The organism is Nocardioides aquaticus, from assembly GCF_018459925.1.
GTDB lineage: Bacteria > Actinomycetota > Actinomycetes > Propionibacteriales > Nocardioidaceae > Nocardioides > Nocardioides aquaticus.
The window spans coordinates 3,660,103-3,681,553 of sequence record NZ_CP075371.1 but is presented as its reverse complement, the minus strand read 5'-3'; the positions used below and the strand labels follow the sequence as shown (position 1 = coordinate 3,681,553).

The following is a 21,451-nucleotide window of genomic DNA, read 5'->3' as shown; positions in this document are numbered from 1 at the left end:
TATCACTTAGGACACGTCTGCCCATCATCGGCGCTCTAGGTGATCTCATCGAACGGTATTCGCCGGTCGATCCTCTCAGCCCGTTGTCCGACTTCCGAGTCGGCAGCGGGCTTTCGTGCGTTTCAAGGAGGTCCACATGAACCGAGAACGAGCACAGACCCGCCACCTGCACATCGCCCATGGAGCCACCGTCCAGGACATCACGGTCGATGACGTGGGCGAGGAGACGGTCGAGACGTACCTCGAGAACTGGTTGTGGGGCAAGCAGTCCCTCCGCCCCTCGACCCACACCTCGTACGAGATCCATATCCGGCGTTACTTGGTCCCGTACCTGGGCAACCTGCCGCTCACGGCGCTGCGGCCGCTGCACGTGGAGCGGATGTATCGCGAGCTGGCGATGCTGGAAGGCACCCGCGGACGGCCAATCACGGTGTCGACGCTGCGACGTGTCCACGCGACTCTGATGTCTGCAATGAACACCGCCGTGCGCCGTGGCCTGATCGAGCGCAACCCGGCCGCGACGGTGGAACTGCCACGTACACCTCGACCAACGATGAACGCCTGGACAGCCGAGGAGCTCGGACGGTTCCTGACCCTCACCACTGCCGACCCCATGAACATGATGTTTGTCCTCCTCGGGCTCGTCGGTCTTCGTCGGGGGGAGGCTGTCGCGTTGCGCTGGTCCGACCTCGATCTCAACGCCGGTCTTCTCCGGGTCGAGCAGACCTCCGTGCGGGTCGGAGGGAGAACGGTGATCGGACCACCCAAGTCGTCTTCAGGACAACGGGTTGTTGCCATCGACGAGGAGACGGCCCGGAGGCTGCAGTGGCACCAGTGCCGCCAGCGACTTAGCGTTCTGCGCGCCAGCGACGAGCGAGTTCCACCACCGACCCAGGTGTTCACCACAGAGCGGGGCGAGCCCCTCGACCCGGCCTACGTGTCCAGGCTCTTCTCCAGGCTGATCGCCCATCACAACCTGCGTCCCATCCGGCTCCACGACCTGCGTCACACCTCGGCATCGGTCGGGCTGGCGTCGGGGGAGTCGCTGGTGGAGGTCAGCCGACGCCTGGGGCACTCCTCGATCACCATCACCGCCGACGTGTACAGCCACGTCTCACCGGAAGTCGCGAAGAGCTCTGCCGAGCGGCTGGCCCGAACGATCTACCACCCCTGATCCAGCATTCCCGCGTCATCCTCCAAGTCCGCCCGGTCTGCACCCTGCGACCGGGCTTCGTCATGCCAGAAGGAGTTCATATGCACCGTCTACGGCCTGTCGCTATTGCGATCGCGCGGCACCTCCACGTCTACCTCGACAAGCTGAGGACCTGGTGGGAGAGGCACCGCAGACGCCTCGCGGAGGAGATGGATTACGCCGAGGCGTTCGCTGCTGTGGTGATCGCAGCTGTCGACCTGATCGGTGGCTCCTACCAGTGCCGCTATGCGATCCGTGAGCTCGTGCGGGCCTACATCGCCCTGCAGCGGATCTTCTCCCCACCAATGCCGGACACCCACCACTGAACACGTACTTCACCCCAAGCCGCCAGCAACCGCTGGCGGCTTCTTGCATTTCATGGAAGGAACCATCATGTCCAGAGAAACCATCGAGCACTTGAACCTGCACACGCTGATCGGGAACACCGACCAGCGGGGTACCGCCTGGCACTACCGCGCCGAGCACCAGGGCGCAGAACCGAACCACTACACCGGCCCCGTCCCAGTGGCCGACGTGGAGAGGCGACTGTTCCACTGGAACGCCGCGTCTCGTCGCGTTGGGGTGGAGATCGCCGCAGACATCACCACCATGACCCACCTTTCAGCCGACGGTGTCCCGATGCGGTGGAAGGTGATCGAGGACAGGCAGGCCATCTGCCGCGATGACACCGAGCACCTGATGGGAATCTTCACCCCCGGTTACCAGATGCACCAGTACCGCCAGTGGCTGGTGAACACGGTCGCCGACATCCTCGATGACGACCTCGCCATCTCCTCCGCTGGCCTGCTGCGCGGGGGAGCGGTGGCCTGGGTCGAGGTCTCGGTGCCGGATTCGATCACCACCCCCGAGGGCGTCGTGTTCCGGCCCAACCTGCTGGCCACCACCAGTTTCGACGGATCGATCGCGACCACGTTCAAGCGGACCGTGACCGACGTGGTGTGCGACAACACCCGAGAAGCCGCACTGGGGGAGACGGGGGAGACTTTCAAGGTTCGCCACTCCCGCTACTCCCACGCCCAGCTCGGTGCAGCCCGCGACGCCCTTGCCCTGGTGCACACGATCGCCGACGACTTCGCCCGCGAGGTCCAGGCCCTCTGCGCGACTCCGGTCCCGGACGTGTCGTGGAACAAGTTCCTCGACACCTACGTCCCCCGGATCAGGGACGGGGTGCACCTCGCCGGGAAGACGCTCACCCTGGCCGACAAGAAGCGCGACGCGTTGAACCGGCTCTACCGCCACGACCAGCGCGTCGCACCCTGGGCGGGAACGGCGCACGGCGTCGTTCAGGCCGTCAACACGTGGGAGCACCACGAGGGCACCGTTAGAGGGACCACCAGGCCGGAACGGAACATGCTCCGCGCCGTCACCGGCGACTTCGCCAAGACCGACAGGATCGCACTCGAGACGCTTCGCCGCGTTCTCGTCTGATGGGGCCGGGGAGGCAGCCACTTCGGCTGCCTCCCTGGAGGTCCGTCTGTGACTGGTCGCCTTTACGAGGGCATCAAGCGGGCGCTCCCTCCCCGGAGTCCGCTCAGCGCCGGATGGCGCTAACGAAGTCCTCGCCCAACTGGGTCAGCCGTGCCAACTCTGGGGGTCCGAAGACCAGCGCCATCGGCTTGGTGGGGTGCGCAACGTGATTGCGTAGAACCCTCAGGTGCTCGAGTTGCACGCTGAGCTGGTCCGGGTCTCCCGGGAAGGCCTCGACGATCTGCGGTACCCGGGGTGCGAGCGTCTTGTAGGCCGAGAAGTTGAGATAGTCGACGACCCGTGTCTCGACTCCGGCATCCACCGCCTCGTTGTAGCGCTTCCGTTCGCCGCCCTTGAGTGCTGCGATGAGGTCCTCGGGTGGGAGGGCTGCATCGATCGAGTCGGCCATCCGCATCTCCAGCTCGGACACCAGGACGTACAGGTAACAGCGGACCGCGTGACGGTCGAGGTCCGAGGGCACCACGAACTCGCTGATGCCGCCGGGACCAGCCAGGAAGACGAGGTGGTCCCGTGCGACCGCCTTGATCGTGTCGCTGACGGGAGTGTCGCGAGCAAGAATCGTGCATCGATCGAGTTCTGTGATTCTCGCGCCGACCAGACCCCGGCTGACGAGGTGCGCCGTTCGTACCCACCCGGTGACGCGACCGTCACGTATCACAGGCGCCTGGTCGAAGCTCAGCGAGCCGAGCAAGCTGCGGGCGTCGGTCGAACTCATGTCACTCGGTAAGCAGTGCGCGGTCTCAAGTGAGGTCGCGATCTCCCACGACGGAAGGTCCAGCGGAATGCTCACTTCGTTCTCCTAGGTGTCATGGGTGCGTTGAACTGGCTCAAGATGAGCGCCGGTGGGGGTGTCGCCACCGCTGCGGCCGGGTCAGGGTCTCCAAGCCGCTTGATAACCGGCCCGGTGCCGATGGGGGAAGGCAAACAACTGGCATGCAATCGACAGTGCCACCGGATCGTCGTGCTTGATCAACCTGCTCACTAGCCGCATTCTCGCCGTCACTTCCTCGACCCGGCGGCGAGGAAGTTCGCAACTGCAGAGGTGGCTGTCGCTTGTCACCGAGCAGTCGAGTTCGTGGTGCTGACGGCTCTCGTTGATCTCCTCTTGCAGCGCCTGCTCGGTCCACCAGACAAGGTCCATTAAATTGGGGGGAGGTGCCACGCCGTCCGAGCTCGCGAACTTCTCAGGAGTGATCGGGTGCGAGGCGACCAGCGATATCGCCGCTTCCGCGTAGGCGCCTGCAGGGTCGTCTCGGTGTTGCTTGTAACCGAGGCGAGTGAGCTCGCGGTCCTCGGTCTTCAAGATCCACGCGACCTGTAGCCGCTCGTGCAGGGTGTTCAGGACCTCCATCGAACCACTGCAGCGAAGCACGGCGGTGACGATGTTGGTGACCGGAACATAGTGCTCATAGTGGAAGATCAGTCGACCCGGATCGAACTTCGTTTGTGTCTGCCAGGTCTGTTCGCGTAAGTCGATTCCGCGCTCCTCAGCAGTGCGTGCGGCCTGCTCGCTGAGCATCGGGCACCGTGCGTCTGGGACGCACAGGTCCCCAAGCTTGCGGATGTCTACCGTCATGGACTCGCGCAACCTGGCCCGCTGATGCTTCGTGAGGTCGCTGACCTTGATCGCCTGGGCCTTGTCTGCCAGGCCACGGACGAACGGCGTAGCCAACGAACGAAACAGCTGCGGATCACACATCGGGGATCACTACCGCGCCAACAGCGTTCCGAGACCAGGCAGTCCAGGTTGTCCAGCCACGATGCGGCGAGCTGTCTTTACCCGACATGCGGTACCTCGCAACGAGCCGTGGTGCGTGCGTCCTGCCTCACTTGGGCTCTGCCTTTCCTGCCATCCACAGCGCTACGTCGAGCAGCCTCAAGTCAGACGCATCCAGCGTGTTCGGGGTGCTGTCGGCCAGGGTTGATCGCAGGTGGGAGATGGCCGAGGTGACTTGGGGGCAGGTCATCAGGAAGGCGAACACCTGGATGTCGCGCGAGAACTGTCCGAGTTGGCCTTCGCCACCGCCCATCGGCCGCCAGCCGCTGAGGTAGCCACAGACCACGGAGTCGCGGACCGGGAACAGCAGCGGCCGTTTGCGTGCGCACATCTTTGCAGCGAACACCCACTGGTTCGAGGCCGTCGTCTCGGTCGACATCACCGAGCGGAGGGTGTGCTGCAGCTCGGCCATGGAGTCCAGCACTCCGGCTTCAAGGTCGGTGATCGGCAAGTCGACGGGGAGCCGCTGCAACTGCCGCACGACGTGGGTCGCGTGCGACCCGGACCCGATCAGACGCCGCCCCATGGTCGCGGGCACCTTCATGCTGAGCGTAGACACCGCCCAGAGGTCCGATGCGCCGATCGTGACCGGGTCGTTGGGCTCGACGCCCTGAAAGAGAACTCCGGCGTAGTCCCCGGCGGGGTCGTAGTAGGCACCGACGCGTGCCGTCGCAGCAGCCATCTCAGCGCTACCGGTTGCGCCGAGGGCGGTCAGGGCCTGGGTCCGGGCCAGGTCGAGCAGCGGAGCCTCCACCGGTGCCCACCCCTTGGGTAGGTCGAAGGATCGGCCATCGGCATAGTTGCCCCGCAAGTCCATGGGTCGGACCCTAGACGGGCCCGGCGACAGTCGACCGATGCATTCAGGTCGCGCTGTGGTGATCAGCCTCGGCGGGTCGGGTCATGAGCCACCACCCACCCGGAGGTCGAGCTGGTCGAGATCAGTGAAGTCGAACTCGGGTGCCGTCCCGATGACCAGCTGGTAGCGCTCACTGGTGTCGTCGAGCGGCACCACGAAGTCCAGGCGACAGCCTCCGTCGCCGTAGGCGATCTGGCTGTCGTAGTCACCCGGCAGCAAGATGCTGGACCCCAGGACGGTGCCGTCGGCATCCAGGACCCTGACCGGGGTGCCGCCTGTGAAGTTGGAGTTGTCGTAGGAGATCACGTCGCTGCTGTAGGAGGTTCCGTAGCAAGGGTCATTGGTGGTGTAACCGCCGCCGAGGATGGTCACGCTGCCGGATGCGACTCCGCCTTCGGGTGCGGCCTCGTCGGTGCTGTCGCTGCTGTCCCCACCGACGACGGCGGCGGTGATACCCACGGCAAGCACGATCACGGTCAGAAGGAGCACGGCAGCGCCGACAGCGAGCATCCGCGGAGTCCAACGACGTGCCCCGGTGCTGACCTGCTCATTTCCAGGAGGCGCGCCCGCCCGCTGGCCCCCTGGTGCGACCTGGTCCGCATCGTCCAACTCGTGCTCCGCTGCCGGTCGGTCTTCGCTCACGATTGCCCCCATGGACGCGGCGGACCCGTCCCGCCGCTACTTATAAGTATGTAGACCTAAAGGTAGCGTCCCGGGATTCTCGACGGGCCATGGAAGGAGATCTGCAGCGACTTGTCGGGGTAAACCTCCGACGGCATCGCGAGCGTCTCTCCATCTCCCAGGAAGCCTTCGCCGAGGTCGTCGGGGTCCACCGCACCTACCTGGGCGCACTCGAGCGCGGTGAGCGGAACCTGTCGCTGCGCAGCCTCGAGCGGCTGGCTCAGGTGCTCGGGTGTGACCCCGTCGCGCTGTTGCTGGCGGAGGGTCCTGAGCACTGAGGGCTGAGGTATCGGATGTGGTCTCCGATCACGGAGGGCTGGGCTCGCACGGCGGCCTCAGGCTCGGTGGTGGGAGTGGTACCAGGGCCGCACTTCGACTTCCCTCTCCAGGTTCCGGGTGGAAACGGAACACGGTGGTCTCAACCACCATCGGTTCGAGGTCAACCGTGCCCCGCCGTCCACGTCGCTACATCCACTGCTCCCCCTACCTATATAGGGGACGCGTTTTGGTTCTTCCGTTCTACCGCCCGTAGGGCGGAACGGGAACGCTTGGTCAGGCCTCGGGTGCAACCGCCGTGTAGAAGCCGCTCAGGACCTCGACCTGCCCGGTTTCGAGCAACCGGTTCAGCGCGTGGCCTACCTGCTGCGCGTTCCCGGTTACCGCGGCCTTCACGGCGCTTTTCGTAGCCAGGCGCTGTTCCGGCCGCCTGAGGGCAACCAACACCCTGGCCTCCATCTGGTGGTCCCTAGTCGTGCGAGCGACTACCCCAGGGGTCGTGGTTAGGGAGATTGCGACCTCCGAGGCCGACGCGCTTGTCAGGATCATCTCCGCGAGCAGACCCGTGCCCTCGTCGAGGATGTGGGGTCTCACCTGACCAGGTCGGTCCTTCGTCACGCGCAACCTCGATCGGCCGACCCCTCCGACTGAGGGGGGCGTGACGCTGTCCATCTTGAAGGCTGCCCCCGAGACCGCGGCCAGCTTGTGCTGCGCACCGATGCCGTACCGTCCCTGATCCTGGGCACTCTTGACGACATGGTCGAGCAGCAGGACGGCCGGACCAGCGTGCGCCAACGGCGTGGGCAGCGAGTTGAAGAACTCGGCCACATCAGTGTTGTCGACCAGGTTCTTCCCCTCGGTGGTGAGCGCCTCGGTCACTCCGTCGAGGATGACGAGCGTCGCACGCGTATCGATGAGCCGGGCCACCAGGCGGTCACGGTCTGGCTTCCGGATTGCGGTCTCAGGGCGGATGTACAAGAACTTCTGCTGGATCAGGTTCTTGTCTACGCCGAGCGCCCGGAGACGACCCGCAACGGTGTCAGCACTGTCCTCGTAGTCGATGTAGACGACCACCTGGTCCTCTCGCAACTGCTGGGAGGCCCAGTGCAACGCCAGCCAGGTCTTCCCTGCCTCCGGCTCACTCGCCAGTGAGTGGGTCTTCCCGGCATAGAGCAGCCTGTTGCCGTCGTCGGTCGCGCCGACGGATGGCATGAGGGGGACGTAGTCCCCGGCAAGCACCTCGGACAGGTCCACCGGTTCCCAGCTAGTCCGGGTGATCCTCAATCGTGTCGCAGGGCGCGGCGCTTCGATCTCGACCGACATGTGTGCACTCCCCAGCGCAAGCTAACCAACACCGCCTCCGTGCGAGGCGACGGGTCTTACGCTGGAAGGTGCACGCCGACGCCTTCTTCGGGGGATGAGGTGCAGGACACGTGCCGAAACTACTTGACACCCAAGAACTCGGACGGGCTCCGGTAGGCAGCAAGGGAGACCCTATGGCCCGTTAAGACTGCGTTGGTGCGCGAGGCGGCCCCGAGCACCCTGCGGGTGGACGATGTTGTCGCCTCCTGGCACCGGTTGCTGGTTCTCCGGCCCCGCTGTCTCGTTCCGACTAGCCTCCCCGCCATGGGCTTGATAGACACGTTGCACAGATTGCTCGGCAACGATGCTCGCCTCACAGCGCGGGAACTCGTGCGCATGGCGCGGGCTGAGGACCTGGCGCTCGACAAGACCGCGGTTAACTACGTCCTGTACCAGAACGAGCTCTTCCGGCACGACGGAGCGGTACCGCCACGGTGGTCACTCGCGTCCACCCCGATGGAGGCGCGGGTGCGGACCCCTCACCGCGTTCAGACAGTTGCAGTCAGGAACTGGAAGGTTTTCGAGGAGACTGAGGTCCCGCTTGCCGGGATCACCCTCGTCTACGGCGAGAACTCGACAGGCAAGTCCTCGATCTTTCAAGCCCTCCTCTTGATGAAGCGGTCGTGGGGATACGGATACCTTCGTTTTGAGGCAGGGGACCCGTCCTTCGGGTGGTACGAGCATGTCGTCCACCGTCACGATCTCGAGCGCGACATCCGACTGACCGCGGAGTGGGGTGAGCGGGACTCCGATCGGTACTGGTCTGTCACGTTCGTTGTCCCTGCCGGACCACCGGAACACGTCTTCAACCCGGACCACGACATCGCGAGAATCTTGTGCGAAGCTCCCGGCATTGTCGTCGGGTTGCAGCGTATCGATCCAACTACGTCTCCTGGTATGTGCGATTGGGCGGTCGCGCGTTTTGCGCCGGACGAGCCCAACGCCACCTCCCTCCCAGTTCACGACCCCTTGCTGCTCACCTCGTCGGGGCCCGAGGGTTTTCCCGACCTGGCGGAGGGGAATGTCGCCGTCGCGTCTGGCAGCGGCGGGCTGACAGGACCGCAGAACGAGACCCTGTCCATGGCGCGACAGGTGCTCGCAGGGGCCGCGGAAATGTTCGACACGGTCGAGCACATCGGTCCGACGCGGGCTGTGCCGCAACGCGACATCTTGGTCTCGGTGGCGCGGGAGAACGCGCCGTACTTGATCCGATTGTTCGATGACGACGACCTCGTGACTGACGTCAACGAGTGGCTGCTGCGGTTCGAGATCCCCTACAAGATCGAGGTCGATTGCTACGGCGACTATGACGGCGACGACAGCTTCGAGGTCGTCCTTCGGCATCGGAGCGAGGGCGGCGAACGAGTCCAGCTCCGCGATGTCGGGTTCGGGGTCAGCCAGATCTTGCCGATCATCGTGCAGCTGCTGGGAAGCAGTGAGAAGACCATCCTGATCGAAGAACCAGAGGCCCACCTACATCCGCGCCTGCAGTCGGTTCTGGGCGACCTGTTCATCACCAGTACGGAGGATTATGGCAACGTCCTTGTCGTCGAGACCCACAGCGAGCCAATCTTGCTGCGCCTGCAACGACGTATCGCCGAGGGCCGGATTCGCCACGACGATGTCGCGGTAGCCCATGTCGTGCGTCACGGCCGAAGTTCCGAGGTCGAGGAGGTCAGGATCGGCGCGAACGGACAGCTTGACTACGAGTGGCCCGGCGGCTTCTTCGACGACCGTATGGACGACCTGGTCGCCATCCTCGACCCGCGCCCCGAGGCTTGAGGCGGTCATGCTGTTACGCCTGGGCATTGATCCCGAAGCGTCCCAGGACCTGGGTGGAAGAGCGCCAGGCCCTATGTTCTTGCGCTACCTACGAGAACGATGCGTGCTGATGTACGAGTCCCCTGCAGCGCAGGCCGCCTTCATCCAAGGTCTCACCCATGGACCTCACGAACTTCGCCTTGCCCTCATGTTCCTGGCGGGGTCACAGCGAGCTCAATGCCTCCCCCGTCAGGTCACCGCGCTCGACCAGATCAACGACCTGACCGACCTGGCGACCTGGCGCGATCTCGTCGACCTGGTCCTCCTAGCCGACTACCGTGCTGATGCCCTCAGTGAACTCGAAGGGGACTTGGGGCCCGAGTTCGCCACCTTCCGCGACGCACTCAATTCACGCGCTGTCAACGACTTATCGGACCGATGGGAGCGACACGCGGCGGCGGGGGAACGCCGGGAGGACATCTGGCGGGAAGTCTTCAACCCGATAGCGAAGCACAGCAGCACCGTTTGCATCACCGACGGATACGCGGCGAAGAACCTTTATGCGGCGTTGGTAAGAGAACCAGCCAAGACTTACCAAGTAGGACCACAATGGTTCTTGACTCGGGTTGCCAACACCCGAGTGAAGAGTGTCCACTTGGCTTGCTCCGCCGACACCATACGAACACTGCCCGGCGGCAGTCTCGACGAAGTGGTGGCGACGATATCCCGCTGGTTCACCGCGCAGGGCACCGGTACGGAGTTGACCTTGCACCTCGTCCCCGGGACCTTCAAGCATGGCCGCCGCATCGTCTTCGATGATTGGGTGGGATTCGACTTGCACAACGGAATGGCCTCCTTTGAACGCCCACGGATTGCGGAGGAGGTCGACCTCCACCCGTCGACCGACCTGGGACGCCATGGGCGCAAGGAGTTTGATTACCTCGTGAAGGACGCCATCACGAATTGATGGTTCATGGCAGTTGCGCTGAGGTTGAGTTCAACAGTTGTGTTGCCTGCCCTGGGTTGCGCTCAAGTGCTGGCAACCAAGCAGTGTTCACTAGCAGTCGGCGAGGAATCAGAATGGTGTGGCAGATGGGGCGCTTCACGGGTCCGAGTCCGCTCAGTGCCACGACCTCAGTGCGGCGGCTCGACCTATCCACGGGGTAACGACTTGGGCGCTGGTGGTAGGTCTGAGTCTGCTCCGATCGGTCTGTCACCGCGAGCGTCACGTAACTGTCGTGACCTGAAGACGTGGGCACACATCGCCCCTACCCATTCCATAGGGTGAATCGCCCCGGGTCTGGTGGAGGCTCTCAACCGATGGAGGATGAGAGTCATGGCAGCACCCAGGAAGTACCCCGACGAGTTGCGTGAGCGGGCCACCAGGATGGCGGTGGAACTGCGGTCGGATCCGGATACGAGGCAGGGCGCGATCCCTCGGGTTGCCGAGCAGCTCGGGATGCACCCCGAGACGTTGCGCAACTGGGTCCGGCAGGCCGAGGTCGACGGTGGCGTTCGTCCTGGCACCACGACCACGGATGCTCAGCGCTTGGCCGAGCTGGAGCGAGAGAACCGCGAGCTCCGCCGGGCCAACCACATTCTGAGGACAGCCTCGGCTTTCTTCGCGGCGGAGCTCGACCGCCCCACCACCAGGTAGTGGCCTACCTCGAGGCCCATCGACACGACGTGGTCGATGGGCGCGCGGTCGGGGTCGAGCCGATCTGCGCTGTGCTGAAGAAGGCCGGCGTGCAGATCGCCCCAAACAGCTACTACGCGGCCAGGACCAGGCCGCCCTCGGCGCGCACGGTCCGCGATGCCGAGCTGGTCGGCGACATCAAGATCGCGCACCGGTCGAACCTGGGTGTCTACGGTGCGAGGAAGATCCACGCCGAGCTCAACCGCGAGGGCGTGAAGGTGGCGCGGTGCACCGTGGAGCGGCTGATGCGCGCCGAGGGCCTGCGCGGGATCCCTCGGGAGAAGACCCGCAAGACCACGCTCGGCGACGGTGCGGAGACCGAGCGGCCCGAGGACCTGGTGAAGCGGAAGTTCGCAGCGACCGGACCGAATCAGCTGTGGGTGGCCGACCTGACCTACGTCCGCACGCACGCGGGATGGACCTACGTCGCGTTCGTCCTGGACGTCTTCAGCAGGATGATCGTGGGCTGGCAGGTCTCGACCTCGATGCGTACCGATCTGGCACTCGATGCCCTCGATATGGGCCTGTGGGCCCGCCAGCGCGCCGGCCAGGACGTCACCGGGCTGATCCATCACTCAGATCGCGGGGTCCAATATCGAGCGATTCGCTACACCGAGCGGCTCGCCGAAGCAGAGGCCGTCGCGTCCGTGGGCAGCCGCGGCGATTCGTATGACAACGCGATGGCCGAGGCGCTGAACTCGCTGTTCAAGGCCGAGTGCATCCGCAACCCCGTGATGCGCCCCAAGGGCGGCTGGAAGAGCGTCGGCGACATCGAGATCGCGGTTGCCGAGTACGTCGACTGGTTCAACCACCGACGCCTGCACGGCGAGATCGGACTCGTCCCGCCGGCCGAGTTCGAGACCAACCACTGGTCCCAGATCACGCCGCAGAACTACCCTCAGCTACCCGTCCCGACCGGGGCTGGTTCCACGTAACCGAGCCTCCACGAAACCCGGGGCGATTCAGGGCCTGAGGCCGGTGCCACCTGAATAGTGGGGAGGTCTCGCACCTCCTTCAACACCTACACGGGGTACAAGCCGGTGCCAAGCTTCTTGGCCGGACCCTTGATCCCTACATGGTGTCGAGTTACCGAGCCGAGGTTCTCCCCCGGACCACGCGCGGACACTTTCCGTTGCCTCCGTCGAGATCTCCTCGACGTGGCCGGTTGTCTCTCCGGCTCTGCTGGAGTGGCGCTCCTAGGACTCCAGCGGGACAACGGCTCCACCTCGATGAGGTGCCGCTTACCTGTGCTGGGTCCCATGGCGCTAGGTGTCACTACGGTGAATGGCCTTCACTACCCATCCGAAATCTAACCCCCGGCGCAAGTCAGTCCTCGCCTCGAGATGTGCTGTGGAGGTAAACCTTTCGACGTTCTACGTGTCGCTTGAAGTGAACATTTGTTCGCCATAGACAGGTTCTGTGGCACTGACCGAGGCGGAGCAGGCGTGGGTGGAGCGGCAGCTCTCCACGGCTCCCTCGATCACGCCGCAGCAGCGCGAGCGTGTCGCCCAAGTCATCGCCACACCGCCTCGGCCCGCTCCGGATCGAACGGGCCACCCTTTGCCTGCGACGGCCTGACCATCACTGCGCTCAGGTAGGTGGAGACGATCTCGCGCTTCTGCGAGGTCATCAGGTCCGGCCAGGACTCCGGTGCACTCGTCACCCGGGGACTGCCGCAACGGCCTGCTGGGCCCTCAGGCTGCGTGCCTCAGCCTCCAGTGACTGCACGGTGGGGAAGACCACCGACCCGCTCAGTGAGCCCTCCTGGAAGGCGCCCATCAGCTCCTGGATGCGGGCGTTGATCGTCTCCAGCTCTGACGGGTCGTAGTCGGAGCTGACGTTGGTTTGCTCGTCTCCGGAGTGGCTCAGGATCAGGGTTTCGATCATCGCGTCGAGCCGGTGTCCAGCGATGGCTGACTTGCCGCATCCACCCTGGTTGTCAGGAGGGCAGAAGTAGGAGTGGGTGGTGTCGGTCTTGCGCAGGCCCCGCATCGAGGTGCCGCAGTTGCCACACCGCACCAACCCACTCAGGAGGTACTTCCGCCCTCCGGGGCGATAACCCTGACGTGTCTCAGGAGGGGCGATGCGAGTCACCAGGGCGGTCCAGGTGTCGTTGTCCAGGATCGGCTCCCACATGCCCATCACAGGCTCTCCAGCCTCGTCTCGGAGCATCTCCCCGCGATAGACCCGGTAGCCCGCCAGGCGGGGGTTGAGGTACATCTGGCGAACGGTCTGGCGGACCCAGCGGTTCCCGAGGGAGGACTTGTAACCCTTCTCGTTCCACTGGTCGGTGACGGCCCCCAGGGACATGCCAGCCATGAGCTGGCGAGCACCATCGCGGATGATCGCGGCCTCGGTGGGGTCGATGGTGATCTTCCCTGCGCGCCACCCGTAGGCGCGGGGTCCGACCGGCATCCCCTTCTGTGCCAACTCCAGGTGCTTGCGCGTCGTGCGGCGCGAGGTGTCATCGCTGCTCTTGTTCGCGAAGGCCACCATCACCCTGGCCATGGTCCGACCGTCGGGGGAGGAGAGGTCGATGTCGCCCTGGACCGTGGCGAACCTGAGGTGGCTGCCCTCGAACAGGTCGATGGCCCTCTCCAGATCCCGAGGCTGACGAGCGAAGCGGTCCAGGTCGTAGACCACGACAGCGGAGATGACGCCCTTCTCTAGGTCCTGCAGGAGCCGCTCGAAGGCAGGGCGTCGCACGCTCCTCTTGTAGGCCGACACGTCGTTGTCCGAGTAGACCGAGGAGACCTCCCAGTCACGGAGAGCTGCGATCTTGCGGCAGTCCTGCTCCTGGCGCTTTACACCCAGGGCGTCGCCCGCCTGGTCGTCTGAGATCCGCACGTATACACCGGCTGTGGTCATGCATCCAGTATAGATACTTAAGACAGCAATGGGGTCGCCGGATCGACATCAGTCGTCCGTTCGTCGACGCCATGCTGCCCGACGGGCACCGCCTGCACGTGGTGCTGGAGGGGATCTCGCGCGGGTTCAGCGCGGTCAAGATCCGCAATCATGCGCATGACGGCGCTTACTCACCTAGGGCATTGCACCTGACCGGAGCGATCAGCATTGCGCGCTTTTCTGACCGGCGCCGCCAACTCTGTTGCGATCACTGTCCCCAGTTCTTGCAGCAGACCCCCCGACCCGCCGCTTAGGACGAACGGTGTCTGGGAAACTGGCCGTCATGAAGGACGCCGTGACCGATGCCCTGCTCGCCGACCGGGTGCAAGGAGTGCTCGACGTACCGTTCCACCAGTTCTTGGGGATGCGGTTGCGCGATACCGCGCACCCTGAACACGGCCTGCGCATCGAGGTCGCCGACGCCGCGGTCAACAACGCGGATCTGTTGCACGGCGGGATCCTCGCCGCACTCCTCGACGTCGCAGGTTACCTAGCGTTGCTGCCCGAGCTCGGTTCAGGCGAGGGCGCGGTCACGCACGACGCGTCGGTCTCGCTGATCAAGGCTGTGCCCAGGGGATCGATCCTTCAGGTCACTGGGCGTGTGGTCCGGCGTGGCCGCAACCTCGCCTTTGTGCAGTCGGAGGCGACCGTGGACGGCGTGGTCGTAGCGATCGGACAGGTCACCAAGTCAGTCATGCGCATCTGACCACCATCGGCATGGGTCAGCCAGCGACCACCCCGTGGATGACGCAGTGGCCCTCCATCGGCGCGGGTCCACCCGCATGTTCATTCGGCGCAGGTCAGGCGCCCGCTGGCCCGGTGAGCTGGACGAAGCGGCAGCACGCGCAAGGCGCTCTTCCCATAGCAAGGCGACCCTCAACTGGTGCTCGGGCGAGTCCTGTCTTGCCGGGCGCTGACCTACAAGCATCCGAGGGAGTCCGTTGCGGAGCGTGCCAGTACGGGATTGCCTTGTCTGGGTCAGTCGCCCCTCGGGGTAGAGCCGCGGAGGTGCGCCAATTGGCATCCGAGCCCGCCTCGCGCAACCCGTCGGAGCTGAGGACGCACCACACACTGCCGCCGGCGCCCACGATGAACGCCGAGGTCAGTGACGGCACCGCGTCGCGGTGACACGGCATCGTCGGCAGCCCAACCCGGTCCGTGGGTCGCGAGTTGGTCGCGGCGGCTCAAGGCATGACGCCGCCGTGCCCACGACAAGTATCAGCGCCACAAACCGGCCCGGGCAAGCCGCCACTGGTCGCCGGCCGAAGGCGCTGGGCGTCGCCGACCCGAGGGTAGTGCGGACACCCCATCGCCCGAGGAGTCCGACCACGGTGAGGTGCGCGCGGCCAAGCCGGGCGGGTTGGGAACACCACCACCCACTCGATGCCGTCCCCGCTTCAGCCTCGCTCCTCGCCCCACCCAAACGATCTGTCGGCAGCGAAGTCGACCAGGTCGCTGCGCAAGCGCCAACGCATCTGAGTCGTGGTCCACCGGGCCATCACGACCGACTGCCACACCGCCGTCCCGAACGCCTCTGAACCCGGCCCGACCGTCAGCGTCAGTTCCAGAACATCTTGAACGGGATCCAACTCATCGCCCTCGTGCGTCGCTACACAGATCTCAATGGCGTGGACTTCCCCAGGCCGGAAGATGCCGTCGAGCTCGGGCAAAACGATGTTGGCAAGTGCTGTCGAGGGGTCCACCGCGTCAGTGTGGGGCATCAGTCCGAGGCCGGCTGGATCACAGGCGCTGACAAGAGATTCTCATGCGGGCGGTGTCGCAGTCATGATGGACCCACGCACACCACGCCGCCGGACTGTCATCGTTCGCGGCGCACCCGGCGTTGCACTAGGCCATCCTGACTCGAAGCGCTGCGGGCCCACCGCAGGGTGGTCCGGCGTCTGCGGCGCGCACCAGTCGTGGGTGCCGGGATCTGCGATCTTGTCGGCCGTGGGCGGATCCACCACAATGTCGCGATGGATCCGGTGACGGCACTCGGCAGCATTGTTCTGCCCGAGCTCGCCAACGTCTTCCGCCCAGGAGAAGTCCGGGCGATTGAGATCTGTGTAGTGACGCACCACGGCGACGAGTGGGAACCAGCCCAGGACGTTCTCGAACTCACTGTGACAGCGGGACCAAACTCGGAGACGTTCGGGACGCCGGTATGGCAGGCCACTGTGATGGCCGGGTGGACCCCCGCCCAGGTCCGCAACCTTCTACGCGACGACCTAGTCGATTTCATCGCCGAGAGCTCATTCGGGTGGGGCGAGGAGCGAGGCTGATCCGGGCCTGAGGCTGGTGGCCCGCTACCCACGGCGGTGCAGCAACGTAGGAGATGGCTGGCCAGTAGAGCGGGTCGGGGTCCCGGGACGCCTATCGGCCTAGGAACCCGAGACAACCGGGACCCCTGATCGCCGCCCGGGGTCCAGGGCGCGACGACTACGGCCAGCGTAGGCCAAATCCCGGTGAGGCGCTCCGCGCCCTGTCTGGGGCGCCCTGTCTGGTTGGCTGGACAATGGCCGCGACACGCGGGATAGCTCCGCGCAGAGGAGCACAGTGCGAACTGGGTCAGGGGCCTGCTCGCCTGCGGGGGCGTAGCGGGCCCCTAGGCCCGCCACTCCGGGATAGGAAAGGACGCCTTTGCTCGGGCCCTTATGGGTTCGGGCGGGGGCGTCTGGCGCCTGGGGCTCCTCAGCTGGGTCGTGATCGGTGCGGTGACGACCGCGTCGTTGCTGGCGGTGATCTGGTCGGTCAGTTCAGGCCCGCGATGAGCGGGTCACTGCCCGGTGCGAGCCCGCCCTGGGGGTGGCTCTACTTGAGTTCGGCGTCCGTAGCGTCACAGGTGCGCGCAACCACCACTTCTCGGGTGGCCCCGCCCCCCGTTCTGGGGTGATCGGCGTGGCCGTGGCCCGGCCGGGCGACCGACTGGGTCACGGTTCTACACGTGGTTTTACAGGGTGGTGTGCTGGTCGGGGGGCTTGTCGAGGCCGTGGGACAGGCCCCAGATGACGGCTTGCGACCGGTTGGTGGCGTCGATCTTGCGGTAGGCCGTCCGGATGTAGGTCTTCACGGTGTTGATGCTGAGGTAGGCGGTCTGTGAGATCTCGAGGTTGCTGAGGCCTTGGCAGACGAGGGCCAGGACTTGCGATTCCCGGGCGCTGAGTCCGTGTTCAGCGCCGGGCCACCGGCCGGAGAGCGGGGGGTCGGGTTCCGGCGTCATGTCAGGGGTGGCCAACTGGTGGCCGGCGTGCGCCCGTTCGAGGGCCTCAACGAGTTCGTCGCTGGTGGCGGTCTTGGAGATGAAGCCGTCGAAGCCGCGGTCTAGGGCTGCCTGTATCCCGCGGGGATCGAGGTCGAAGGTGAAGGCGATGAGCTTGGCCTTTCCGACACCGAGCGCTGCCCGCGGGTTCTCTCCCGGACCGTAGGGGGTACCGAAGGTGTCGTAAAGGACCACGTCGACAGCGACGTCGACGGGTTCGTCTACGGCTGTCCGAACGAGCTGGAATCGGTGGGCGTGGGGCGCGAGGAGAGTGTGAAGGCCGGCGACGACGATCGGGTAGTCGTTGACGATGGCGAGCTTGATAAACATGAGGTGCCTTCGGGCAGTGGGGCCGAAGGCACGCGCTAACGCATCGCTACGGGACGGGATGCTCCGGGATGACCATGCACGCGTGGTGGCGGCCCGACCGCGCCCCAGGGTCCAGGGGGAAGATCGCGGCCGGCGCAACTGATGTGATGATCGTTCATCCATCTGTCTTTGTGGACACTACGTCGCCTAGCAGCGCCCGGGGAAACGGGGCGGAAGGGCTGGATGGGGCCGGCGGACCTGGTGGGGGCGCTCCCAGCAGCGTGAGGCGCCCCCGGCCAACAGGGACGTGATGACCGGGGACGTTGCCCCGTCCACCAGCTTGGGGGTGGCTGACGGGACGACCGGACCCTACCTGCGGCGGGCGATCACCAGGCCGATGAGGATGCCGCCGAACGCGGCGCCGAGGTGGGTCAGCGGCGAGACGCCGTCCAGGGCGTTCACGAATCAACCGTGGGTCCAGACCCGTTGCGCCCCTGACAAGGTCTTGTGGCCTGAGCCCAACGATTTTTTGATGCGAGCCACCTTCTAGTTATCGGAAGTCTCCTGGCGCGCTGAGTGACATCGCGCAGTCGCAGCATCTAGTACGGCGGCACCGGCCAAGCCAGGGAGCGGTGCCGACCAGCAGAGGAGGGCCCCGTGAGCAGTGACTGCGACGGCTTTGCCGTGTACCTTCACGGGCCCGCCGAGACCTGCATAGCGATGATGCGCGACATGAAGGCTGGCGGCAGGTTGAAAGGGACCATCGCTGTCAACCGCTCCATGGATCTTGACCGGGCCCGAGTATCTGCTGCTCCCGACCGGGACGATGCGCCCTGCGATGGAGACCCGCCGCCAGCGTTCCACGAGGCGGACCAAGCGTTGCTGGCCGAGGCAATGGAGTTGCCGCGTCACCACGGCTTGACCTAGCAAGCGACGACCAACGCCCCGGCTCAGCCCCAAACTCACGGGGCCGGGCGGGACCCCGGATATTGCCGCTGGGGAGGCAGCCCGGGACCACCGTCGAGGACGGCATCGCGAATCGGTCACCGATCTCGACCGGCCCGAGCCGTTGCTTCCACGGCAGTCGCACGATCTTGCGGACCACCGGCGCCGGTGTCGGGTTCGGCTGGTGATGCGGAGCTGAGGACCGAGCGGAGTAGGACCGCTCGGCGCCGGCATCGACGGTAGGCATGACCTTGGATGCCAGGCCGCGGACGATGACCATCGGGGCGGCCACGCCCGCGACTGCGACGGCGTTGAGGCGGTGCTCGCCGTCGAAGAGCTGCCCGGCAGCGGGGAACTACAGTGTTCCGCCGTTCAGTGCCCAGCGGCCGGCTTGCATGTCGCGGGCGTAGGAGTCGACGACGGCCTTGCGCAGGTTGCGGTTGTTCGGGTTGCGGGCCAGCCAGGTCTCGGCGAGCTCGGGGGTGACATCGACGGCCTCGACGGTGGGGAATCCGGCAATCTCTCCCTTGGGTTGCTCCATCATGGTGCTGTGCCTTCACGCCAGCAGCGACGTCGCCAAATGCTTCTGGTGGCGGCCTCGTGTCTGTTGCTGTTCGGCCTGGTCATCGAATCGACCGAGGTGTTGTACGACAACGGGCGCGTGACGTACCTGGTGTTCGGGGCCGTCTGCATCGTCCTCGGGGTGGCTGGGTTTTTGTGGGCGAGGCTCGACCGGCGCCGGCTCGATATCCGGGTGCCGTTGCCCGAGGGGGAGTAGGGCGCTGCGGTTGCGTGCACGTTCTCTGCTTCGTGCTGGGGGCCAGTGCGGTGGCTGGTCGGATGGGGGGACAAAGGGGCCCGCTATCAGTTGGCGGGCGCGTTGGTGGGTCTCGGCCGGGCGGATCGGTGAGGTTCATGCCCGGGGCACCTGGGTTGACAGGAAGCGCTCGGCCTCAAACAGCGCGCGGGCGAACACTGCGGCTTCAGCGACGGTCATCCGGTCGTCGTTGACGCTGAACCAGACTTTCGGTGGGACGAACTCGTAGTCGTCATCGTTTTGGTGGTGCCGACGTGGCGTTGGACCTCAAGGGTGAGCTTCGGTGTCGTGCCGATGAGGCGGATGCAGAGCATCCCGCCGTGGGAGTCGGCGAAGTCGTCGTGGGGGGTGGTCGAAGGTGCACCAGGAGACGCAGGGCGGGTTGGGTGCGGTCTTCCACCAGGGTGCGGGTGCCGTCGCTGTGCTCATGCCGGCACCGGCCTCGTGTGCTGGAAGAAGGAGACGGTGGACCGGGTCCTGGCGTCGGCCTGTTCGACGGTGGGGAAGACGTGCTCGCCCTCGGGTGTGGTCGCTGTCGGCGCCGCACCGACCGTTCTCGTCCACGGCCAGCGGCCGGCGCGACGTCCCCGACCTTCGTGAAGCCCAGTGAGTGCGCCACGGACACGGGTGAGGGAGGCGAGCGCACGGTTGAGGAGCTCGAGGTCGCCGCACTGGCGGGGGCCGACGCTGATCTCGTCGAACCATTCGTCAATGCCGATCCGGATCTGCGCGGCGGTGAAGTCCTTGCCGGTTTGGTCGAAGTCATCGTGGTTGTAGACGACGGCCATCTCGCGGGTCAGGGTCGCCGAGCTGCAAGGTCTCGATGGCGATCTGGGCACATTCTCGGACGTGGGATGATGTGGTCATGGGATTTGGTGCCTCCTAGAGCATCGGGTTCCTAGGCCCCCACCAGTCACTTACTACCGGTGGGGGCCGACTTGTCAGTCGGGGATAGTCGGGGATATTGCACCCCACAGCGCTCCTGACCTGCACGCTTGGTGCGCCTAGGTGCACAGCGCTCATGCGTGCCTAGTCCGGGAGGAACAGCGGCAGCCGTAACTTGTAGCCCGCTTCTTCTGAGGCAGGTTTGCGCGCAGGAGGATCGATCAAGTCAGCGGCGATCTCACGAGGAGGATCGAACGAGGGTCAACTGACGCGTCCAGCCCTACGTCTGAGACGCTAGCTCCCGCGATGACGAATGACGCAGTAGCTCGGATCAATCCGCTGCAGCTTGTACGGGAAGGTTTCACCTTGGCGCGAAGAGTGATCGAAGAACTCATTGACGACATCGATGGCAGCGAGGCCACCGAGACGGTGCGCTTCTCCTACCGAGGTACCGACTATGAGGTCGATCTTTCCGAACGGAACTCCGCCAAGATGGACAAGGCGCTCGCCCGCTATGTCGCGGCTGCTCGGAAGGTGAAGGGGACCCGCCCCGGCCGGTCCGTTGTTGCTAGGGCGACCAGCGGCGGAGTGGATTCCAAGGCCGTCCGTGAGTGGGCGAGGGGCGAAGGCCTTGAGGTCTCTGATCGGGGTCGGGTGCCGGCCGATGTGGTGCGCCAGTACCAAGAGGCTCACGGTAGTTAGCCCTTGTCGGCCCTCCGTCTTGTGAGGGGCCGTCGATGAGTCGCTGCGATGGCGTCTGCGGCGTGACCAGGCCGGCGGTATCGCCCGCCCAGACGGGACCCGTGGTGAGGTTCGCTGTCGAGCTGGAGCGCACAGGCGGCGAAACGACGCTGTCAGGCTTGCACGAGGGTGATCGCGTTGCCGTCGGGGTCGACCACCCGGGCGACCGCTGTGACTACTTCGCCTTGGGCGATGTCCAGACTGACGCCACGGACCCGCACCCCCTCGGCGGCGGCCGCGAGGTCGTCGAGCATCAGGGTCGCCAGGCCGCCACCTGCGCGCTCGGGGTCAACCATTACCTGCAGAACGCCGTCCCCGAGGTTCCACTGCCTGAGCCCAGGCATCGGGGAGTCATCTGGAGTCGCGCCCAGGAGCCGTTCGTAGAACCTCTTCGCGACAGCGGCGTCACGCACCGGGACAGCGGCCATCACGGCCGCAACGGGCAGAGCAGTGTCGATGGTCATGCAGGACACCGACC

23 protein-coding genes are annotated in these 21,451 nt (G+C 65.5%); 12 read left to right on the top strand and 11 right to left on the bottom strand.

Annotated elements, in window-relative coordinates; translation table 11 throughout:
* Positions 1-136 precede the first annotated feature (136 nt).
* The 3 genes from ENKNEFLB_RS17865 (at position 137) to ENKNEFLB_RS17855 (ending at position 2,641) form a co-directional block, all read left to right on the top strand.
* Entirely contained in the window at positions 137-1,174 is a 1,038-nt protein-coding gene (locus ENKNEFLB_RS17865) for a tyrosine-type recombinase/integrase (protein ID WP_214056602.1), read from the top strand.
* A 188-nt stretch (positions 1,175-1,362) separates the two neighbouring features.
* On the top strand, positions 1,363-1,518 hold the full coding sequence (locus ENKNEFLB_RS17860) for a hypothetical protein (RefSeq protein ID WP_214056601.1): 156 nt from the start codon (positions 1,363-1,365) through the stop codon (positions 1,516-1,518).
* A 67-nt stretch (positions 1,519-1,585) separates the two neighbouring features.
* Complete coding sequence (locus tag ENKNEFLB_RS17855; protein ID WP_214056600.1) at positions 1,586-2,641, top strand: DUF932 domain-containing protein; 1,056 nt, start codon at positions 1,586-1,588, stop codon at positions 2,639-2,641.
* A gap of 103 nt (positions 2,642-2,744) precedes the next feature.
* Here the strand turns inward: ENKNEFLB_RS17855 and ENKNEFLB_RS17850 are convergent, their stop codons facing one another.
* From ENKNEFLB_RS17850 to ENKNEFLB_RS17835, 4 genes are all read right to left on the bottom strand, one after another.
* On the bottom strand, positions 2,745-3,491 hold the full coding sequence (locus ENKNEFLB_RS17850; protein WP_214056599.1) for a hypothetical protein: 747 nt from the start codon (positions 3,489-3,491) through the stop codon (positions 2,745-2,747).
* 81 nt (positions 3,492-3,572) lie between these two features.
* Positions 3,573-4,400 (bottom strand): hypothetical protein, encoded by an 828-nt coding sequence (locus tag ENKNEFLB_RS17845; protein ID WP_214056598.1) that lies wholly within the window; start codon positions 4,398-4,400, stop codon positions 3,573-3,575.
* A 127-nt stretch (positions 4,401-4,527) separates the two neighbouring features.
* On the bottom strand, positions 4,528-5,295 hold the full coding sequence (locus ENKNEFLB_RS17840) for a DUF6308 family protein (protein ID WP_214056597.1): 768 nt from the start codon (positions 5,293-5,295) through the stop codon (positions 4,528-4,530).
* Between the two features lie 81 nt (positions 5,296-5,376).
* Complete coding sequence (locus ENKNEFLB_RS17835) at positions 5,377-5,844, bottom strand: hypothetical protein (RefSeq protein WP_214056596.1); 468 nt, start codon at positions 5,842-5,844, stop codon at positions 5,377-5,379.
* 221 nt (positions 5,845-6,065) lie between these two features.
* Between ENKNEFLB_RS17835 and ENKNEFLB_RS17830 the strand changes: the two genes are divergently transcribed.
* On the top strand, positions 6,066-6,293 hold the full coding sequence (locus tag ENKNEFLB_RS17830) for a helix-turn-helix domain-containing protein (protein ID WP_214056595.1): 228 nt from the start codon (positions 6,066-6,068) through the stop codon (positions 6,291-6,293).
* A 274-nt stretch (positions 6,294-6,567) separates the two neighbouring features.
* Here the strand turns inward: ENKNEFLB_RS17830 and ENKNEFLB_RS17825 are convergent, their stop codons facing one another.
* Complete coding sequence (locus ENKNEFLB_RS17825) at positions 6,568-7,545, bottom strand: AAA family ATPase (RefSeq protein ID WP_214056594.1); 978 nt, start codon at positions 7,543-7,545, stop codon at positions 6,568-6,570.
* 264 nt (positions 7,546-7,809) lie between these two features.
* On the opposite strand from ENKNEFLB_RS17825, the gene ENKNEFLB_RS17820 reads away from it, so the two are divergent.
* The 3 genes from ENKNEFLB_RS17820 to ENKNEFLB_RS17810 all read left to right on the top strand — a co-directional run bounded on the left by ENKNEFLB_RS17820 (position 7,810) and on the right by ENKNEFLB_RS17810 (position 12,045).
* A complete protein-coding gene (locus tag ENKNEFLB_RS17820; RefSeq protein WP_214056593.1) occupies positions 7,810-9,435 on the top strand; it encodes an AAA family ATPase in 1,626 nt (541 codons plus the stop codon).
* A gap of 103 nt (positions 9,436-9,538) precedes the next feature.
* Entirely contained in the window at positions 9,539-10,381 is an 843-nt protein-coding gene (locus ENKNEFLB_RS17815) for a hypothetical protein (protein WP_214056592.1), read from the top strand.
* Positions 10,382-10,750: 369 nt separating this feature from the next.
* Positions 10,751-12,045, top strand: a protein-coding gene (locus ENKNEFLB_RS17810; protein WP_246535556.1) for an IS3 family transposase whose coding sequence is annotated in 2 segments (ribosomal slippage) — positions 10,751-11,030 and positions 11,030-12,045 — 1,296 coding nt in all. Because the reading frame shifts where the segments join, the coding sequence is not laid out codon by codon here.
* Positions 12,046-12,769: 724 nt separating this feature from the next.
* Here the strand turns inward: ENKNEFLB_RS17810 and ENKNEFLB_RS17805 are convergent.
* Positions 12,770-13,978 carry a recombinase family protein gene (locus ENKNEFLB_RS17805; RefSeq protein WP_214056591.1) on the bottom strand — a complete coding sequence of 403 codons (1,209 nt, stop codon included), beginning with the start codon at positions 13,976-13,978 and terminating at the stop codon, positions 12,770-12,772.
* A 322-nt stretch (positions 13,979-14,300) separates the two neighbouring features.
* On the opposite strand from ENKNEFLB_RS17805, the gene ENKNEFLB_RS17800 reads away from it, so the two are divergent.
* Entirely contained in the window at positions 14,301-14,723 is a 423-nt protein-coding gene (locus tag ENKNEFLB_RS17800) for a PaaI family thioesterase (RefSeq protein WP_214056590.1), read from the top strand.
* Between the two features lie 691 nt (positions 14,724-15,414).
* Here the strand turns inward: ENKNEFLB_RS17800 and ENKNEFLB_RS17795 are convergent.
* Complete coding sequence (locus ENKNEFLB_RS17795; RefSeq protein ID WP_214056589.1) at positions 15,415-15,720, bottom strand: hypothetical protein; 306 nt, start codon at positions 15,718-15,720, stop codon at positions 15,415-15,417.
* 273 nt (positions 15,721-15,993) lie between these two features.
* Between ENKNEFLB_RS17795 and ENKNEFLB_RS17790 the strand changes: the two genes are divergently transcribed.
* On the top strand, positions 15,994-16,299 hold the full coding sequence (locus ENKNEFLB_RS17790) for a hypothetical protein (protein ID WP_214056588.1): 306 nt from the start codon (positions 15,994-15,996) through the stop codon (positions 16,297-16,299).
* Positions 16,300-16,967: 668 nt separating this feature from the next.
* Here ENKNEFLB_RS17790 and ENKNEFLB_RS17785 read toward each other — a convergent pair.
* Entirely contained in the window at positions 16,968-17,606 is a 639-nt protein-coding gene (locus ENKNEFLB_RS17785; protein ID WP_214056587.1) for a response regulator transcription factor, read from the bottom strand.
* A 636-nt stretch (positions 17,607-18,242) separates the two neighbouring features.
* Between ENKNEFLB_RS17785 and ENKNEFLB_RS17780 the strand changes: the two genes are divergently transcribed.
* Positions 18,243-18,512, top strand: a complete 270-nt coding sequence (locus ENKNEFLB_RS17780; protein WP_214056586.1) for a hypothetical protein — start codon at positions 18,243-18,245, stop codon at positions 18,510-18,512.
* Positions 18,513-18,885: 373 nt separating this feature from the next.
* On the opposite strand, the gene ENKNEFLB_RS17775 is transcribed toward ENKNEFLB_RS17780, so the two are convergent.
* Positions 18,886-19,074, bottom strand: a complete 189-nt coding sequence (locus ENKNEFLB_RS17775) for a hypothetical protein (protein WP_214056585.1) — start codon at positions 19,072-19,074, stop codon at positions 18,886-18,888.
* A 6-nt stretch (positions 19,075-19,080) separates the two neighbouring features.
* Between ENKNEFLB_RS17775 and ENKNEFLB_RS17770 the strand changes: the two genes are divergently transcribed.
* Positions 19,081-19,308 carry a hypothetical protein gene (locus ENKNEFLB_RS17770; RefSeq protein WP_214056584.1) on the top strand — a complete coding sequence of 76 codons (228 nt, stop codon included), beginning with the start codon at positions 19,081-19,083 and terminating at the stop codon, positions 19,306-19,308.
* 464 nt (positions 19,309-19,772) lie between these two features.
* On the opposite strand, the gene ENKNEFLB_RS17765 is transcribed toward ENKNEFLB_RS17770, so the two are convergent.
* Positions 19,773-20,135 carry a hypothetical protein gene (locus ENKNEFLB_RS17765; protein ID WP_214056583.1) on the bottom strand — a complete coding sequence of 121 codons (363 nt, stop codon included), beginning with the start codon at positions 20,133-20,135 and terminating at the stop codon, positions 19,773-19,775.
* 403 nt (positions 20,136-20,538) lie between these two features.
* Here ENKNEFLB_RS17765 and ENKNEFLB_RS17760 point away from each other — a divergent pair, with 403 nt between their 5' ends.
* Positions 20,539-20,934, top strand: coding sequence for a histone-like nucleoid-structuring protein Lsr2 (locus ENKNEFLB_RS17760; protein WP_275955904.1), 396 nt, complete (start codon positions 20,539-20,541; stop codon positions 20,932-20,934).
* A 152-nt stretch (positions 20,935-21,086) separates the two neighbouring features.
* Here ENKNEFLB_RS17760 and ENKNEFLB_RS17755 read toward each other — a convergent pair whose 3' ends face one another.
* Entirely contained in the window at positions 21,087-21,437 is a 351-nt protein-coding gene (locus tag ENKNEFLB_RS17755; protein ID WP_214056582.1) for a VOC family protein, read from the bottom strand.
* Between the last annotated feature and the right edge of the window lie 14 nt (positions 21,438-21,451).

Coding starts and splice junctions, on each gene's coding strand:
- ENKNEFLB_RS17830 (WP_214056595.1), top strand. CDS start 6,066: ATGGAAGGAGATCTGCAGCGACTTGTCGGGGTAAACCTCCGACGGCAT.
- ENKNEFLB_RS17805 (WP_214056591.1), bottom strand. CDS start 13,978: ATGACCACAGCCGGTGTATACGTGCGGATCTCAGACGACCAGGCGGGC.
- ENKNEFLB_RS17835 (WP_214056596.1), bottom strand. CDS start 5,844: ATGCTCGCTGTCGGCGCTGCCGTGCTCCTTCTGACCGTGATCGTGCTT.
- ENKNEFLB_RS17855 (WP_214056600.1), top strand. CDS start 1,586: ATGTCCAGAGAAACCATCGAGCACTTGAACCTGCACACGCTGATCGGG.
- ENKNEFLB_RS17840 (WP_214056597.1), bottom strand. CDS start 5,295: ATGGACTTGCGGGGCAACTATGCCGATGGCCGATCCTTCGACCTACCC.
- ENKNEFLB_RS17775 (WP_214056585.1), bottom strand. CDS start 19,074: ATGATGGAGCAACCCAAGGGAGAGATTGCCGGATTCCCCACCGTCGAG.
- ENKNEFLB_RS17760 (WP_275955904.1), top strand. CDS start 20,539: ATGACGAATGACGCAGTAGCTCGGATCAATCCGCTGCAGCTTGTACGG.
- ENKNEFLB_RS17755 (WP_214056582.1), bottom strand. CDS start 21,437: ATGACCATCGACACTGCTCTGCCCGTTGCGGCCGTGATGGCCGCTGTC.
- ENKNEFLB_RS17860 (WP_214056601.1), top strand. CDS start 1,363: ATGGATTACGCCGAGGCGTTCGCTGCTGTGGTGATCGCAGCTGTCGAC.
- ENKNEFLB_RS17785 (WP_214056587.1), bottom strand. CDS start 17,606: ATGTTTATCAAGCTCGCCATCGTCAACGACTACCCGATCGTCGTCGCC.
- ENKNEFLB_RS17800 (WP_214056590.1), top strand. CDS start 14,301: ATGAAGGACGCCGTGACCGATGCCCTGCTCGCCGACCGGGTGCAAGGA.
- ENKNEFLB_RS17765 (WP_214056583.1), bottom strand. CDS start 20,135: ATGGCCGTCGTCTACAACCACGATGACTTCGACCAAACCGGCAAGGAC.
- ENKNEFLB_RS17865 (WP_214056602.1), top strand. CDS start 137: ATGAACCGAGAACGAGCACAGACCCGCCACCTGCACATCGCCCATGGA.
- ENKNEFLB_RS17790 (WP_214056588.1), top strand. CDS start 15,994: ATGGATCCGGTGACGGCACTCGGCAGCATTGTTCTGCCCGAGCTCGCC.
- ENKNEFLB_RS17845 (WP_214056598.1), bottom strand. CDS start 4,400: ATGTGTGATCCGCAGCTGTTTCGTTCGTTGGCTACGCCGTTCGTCCGT.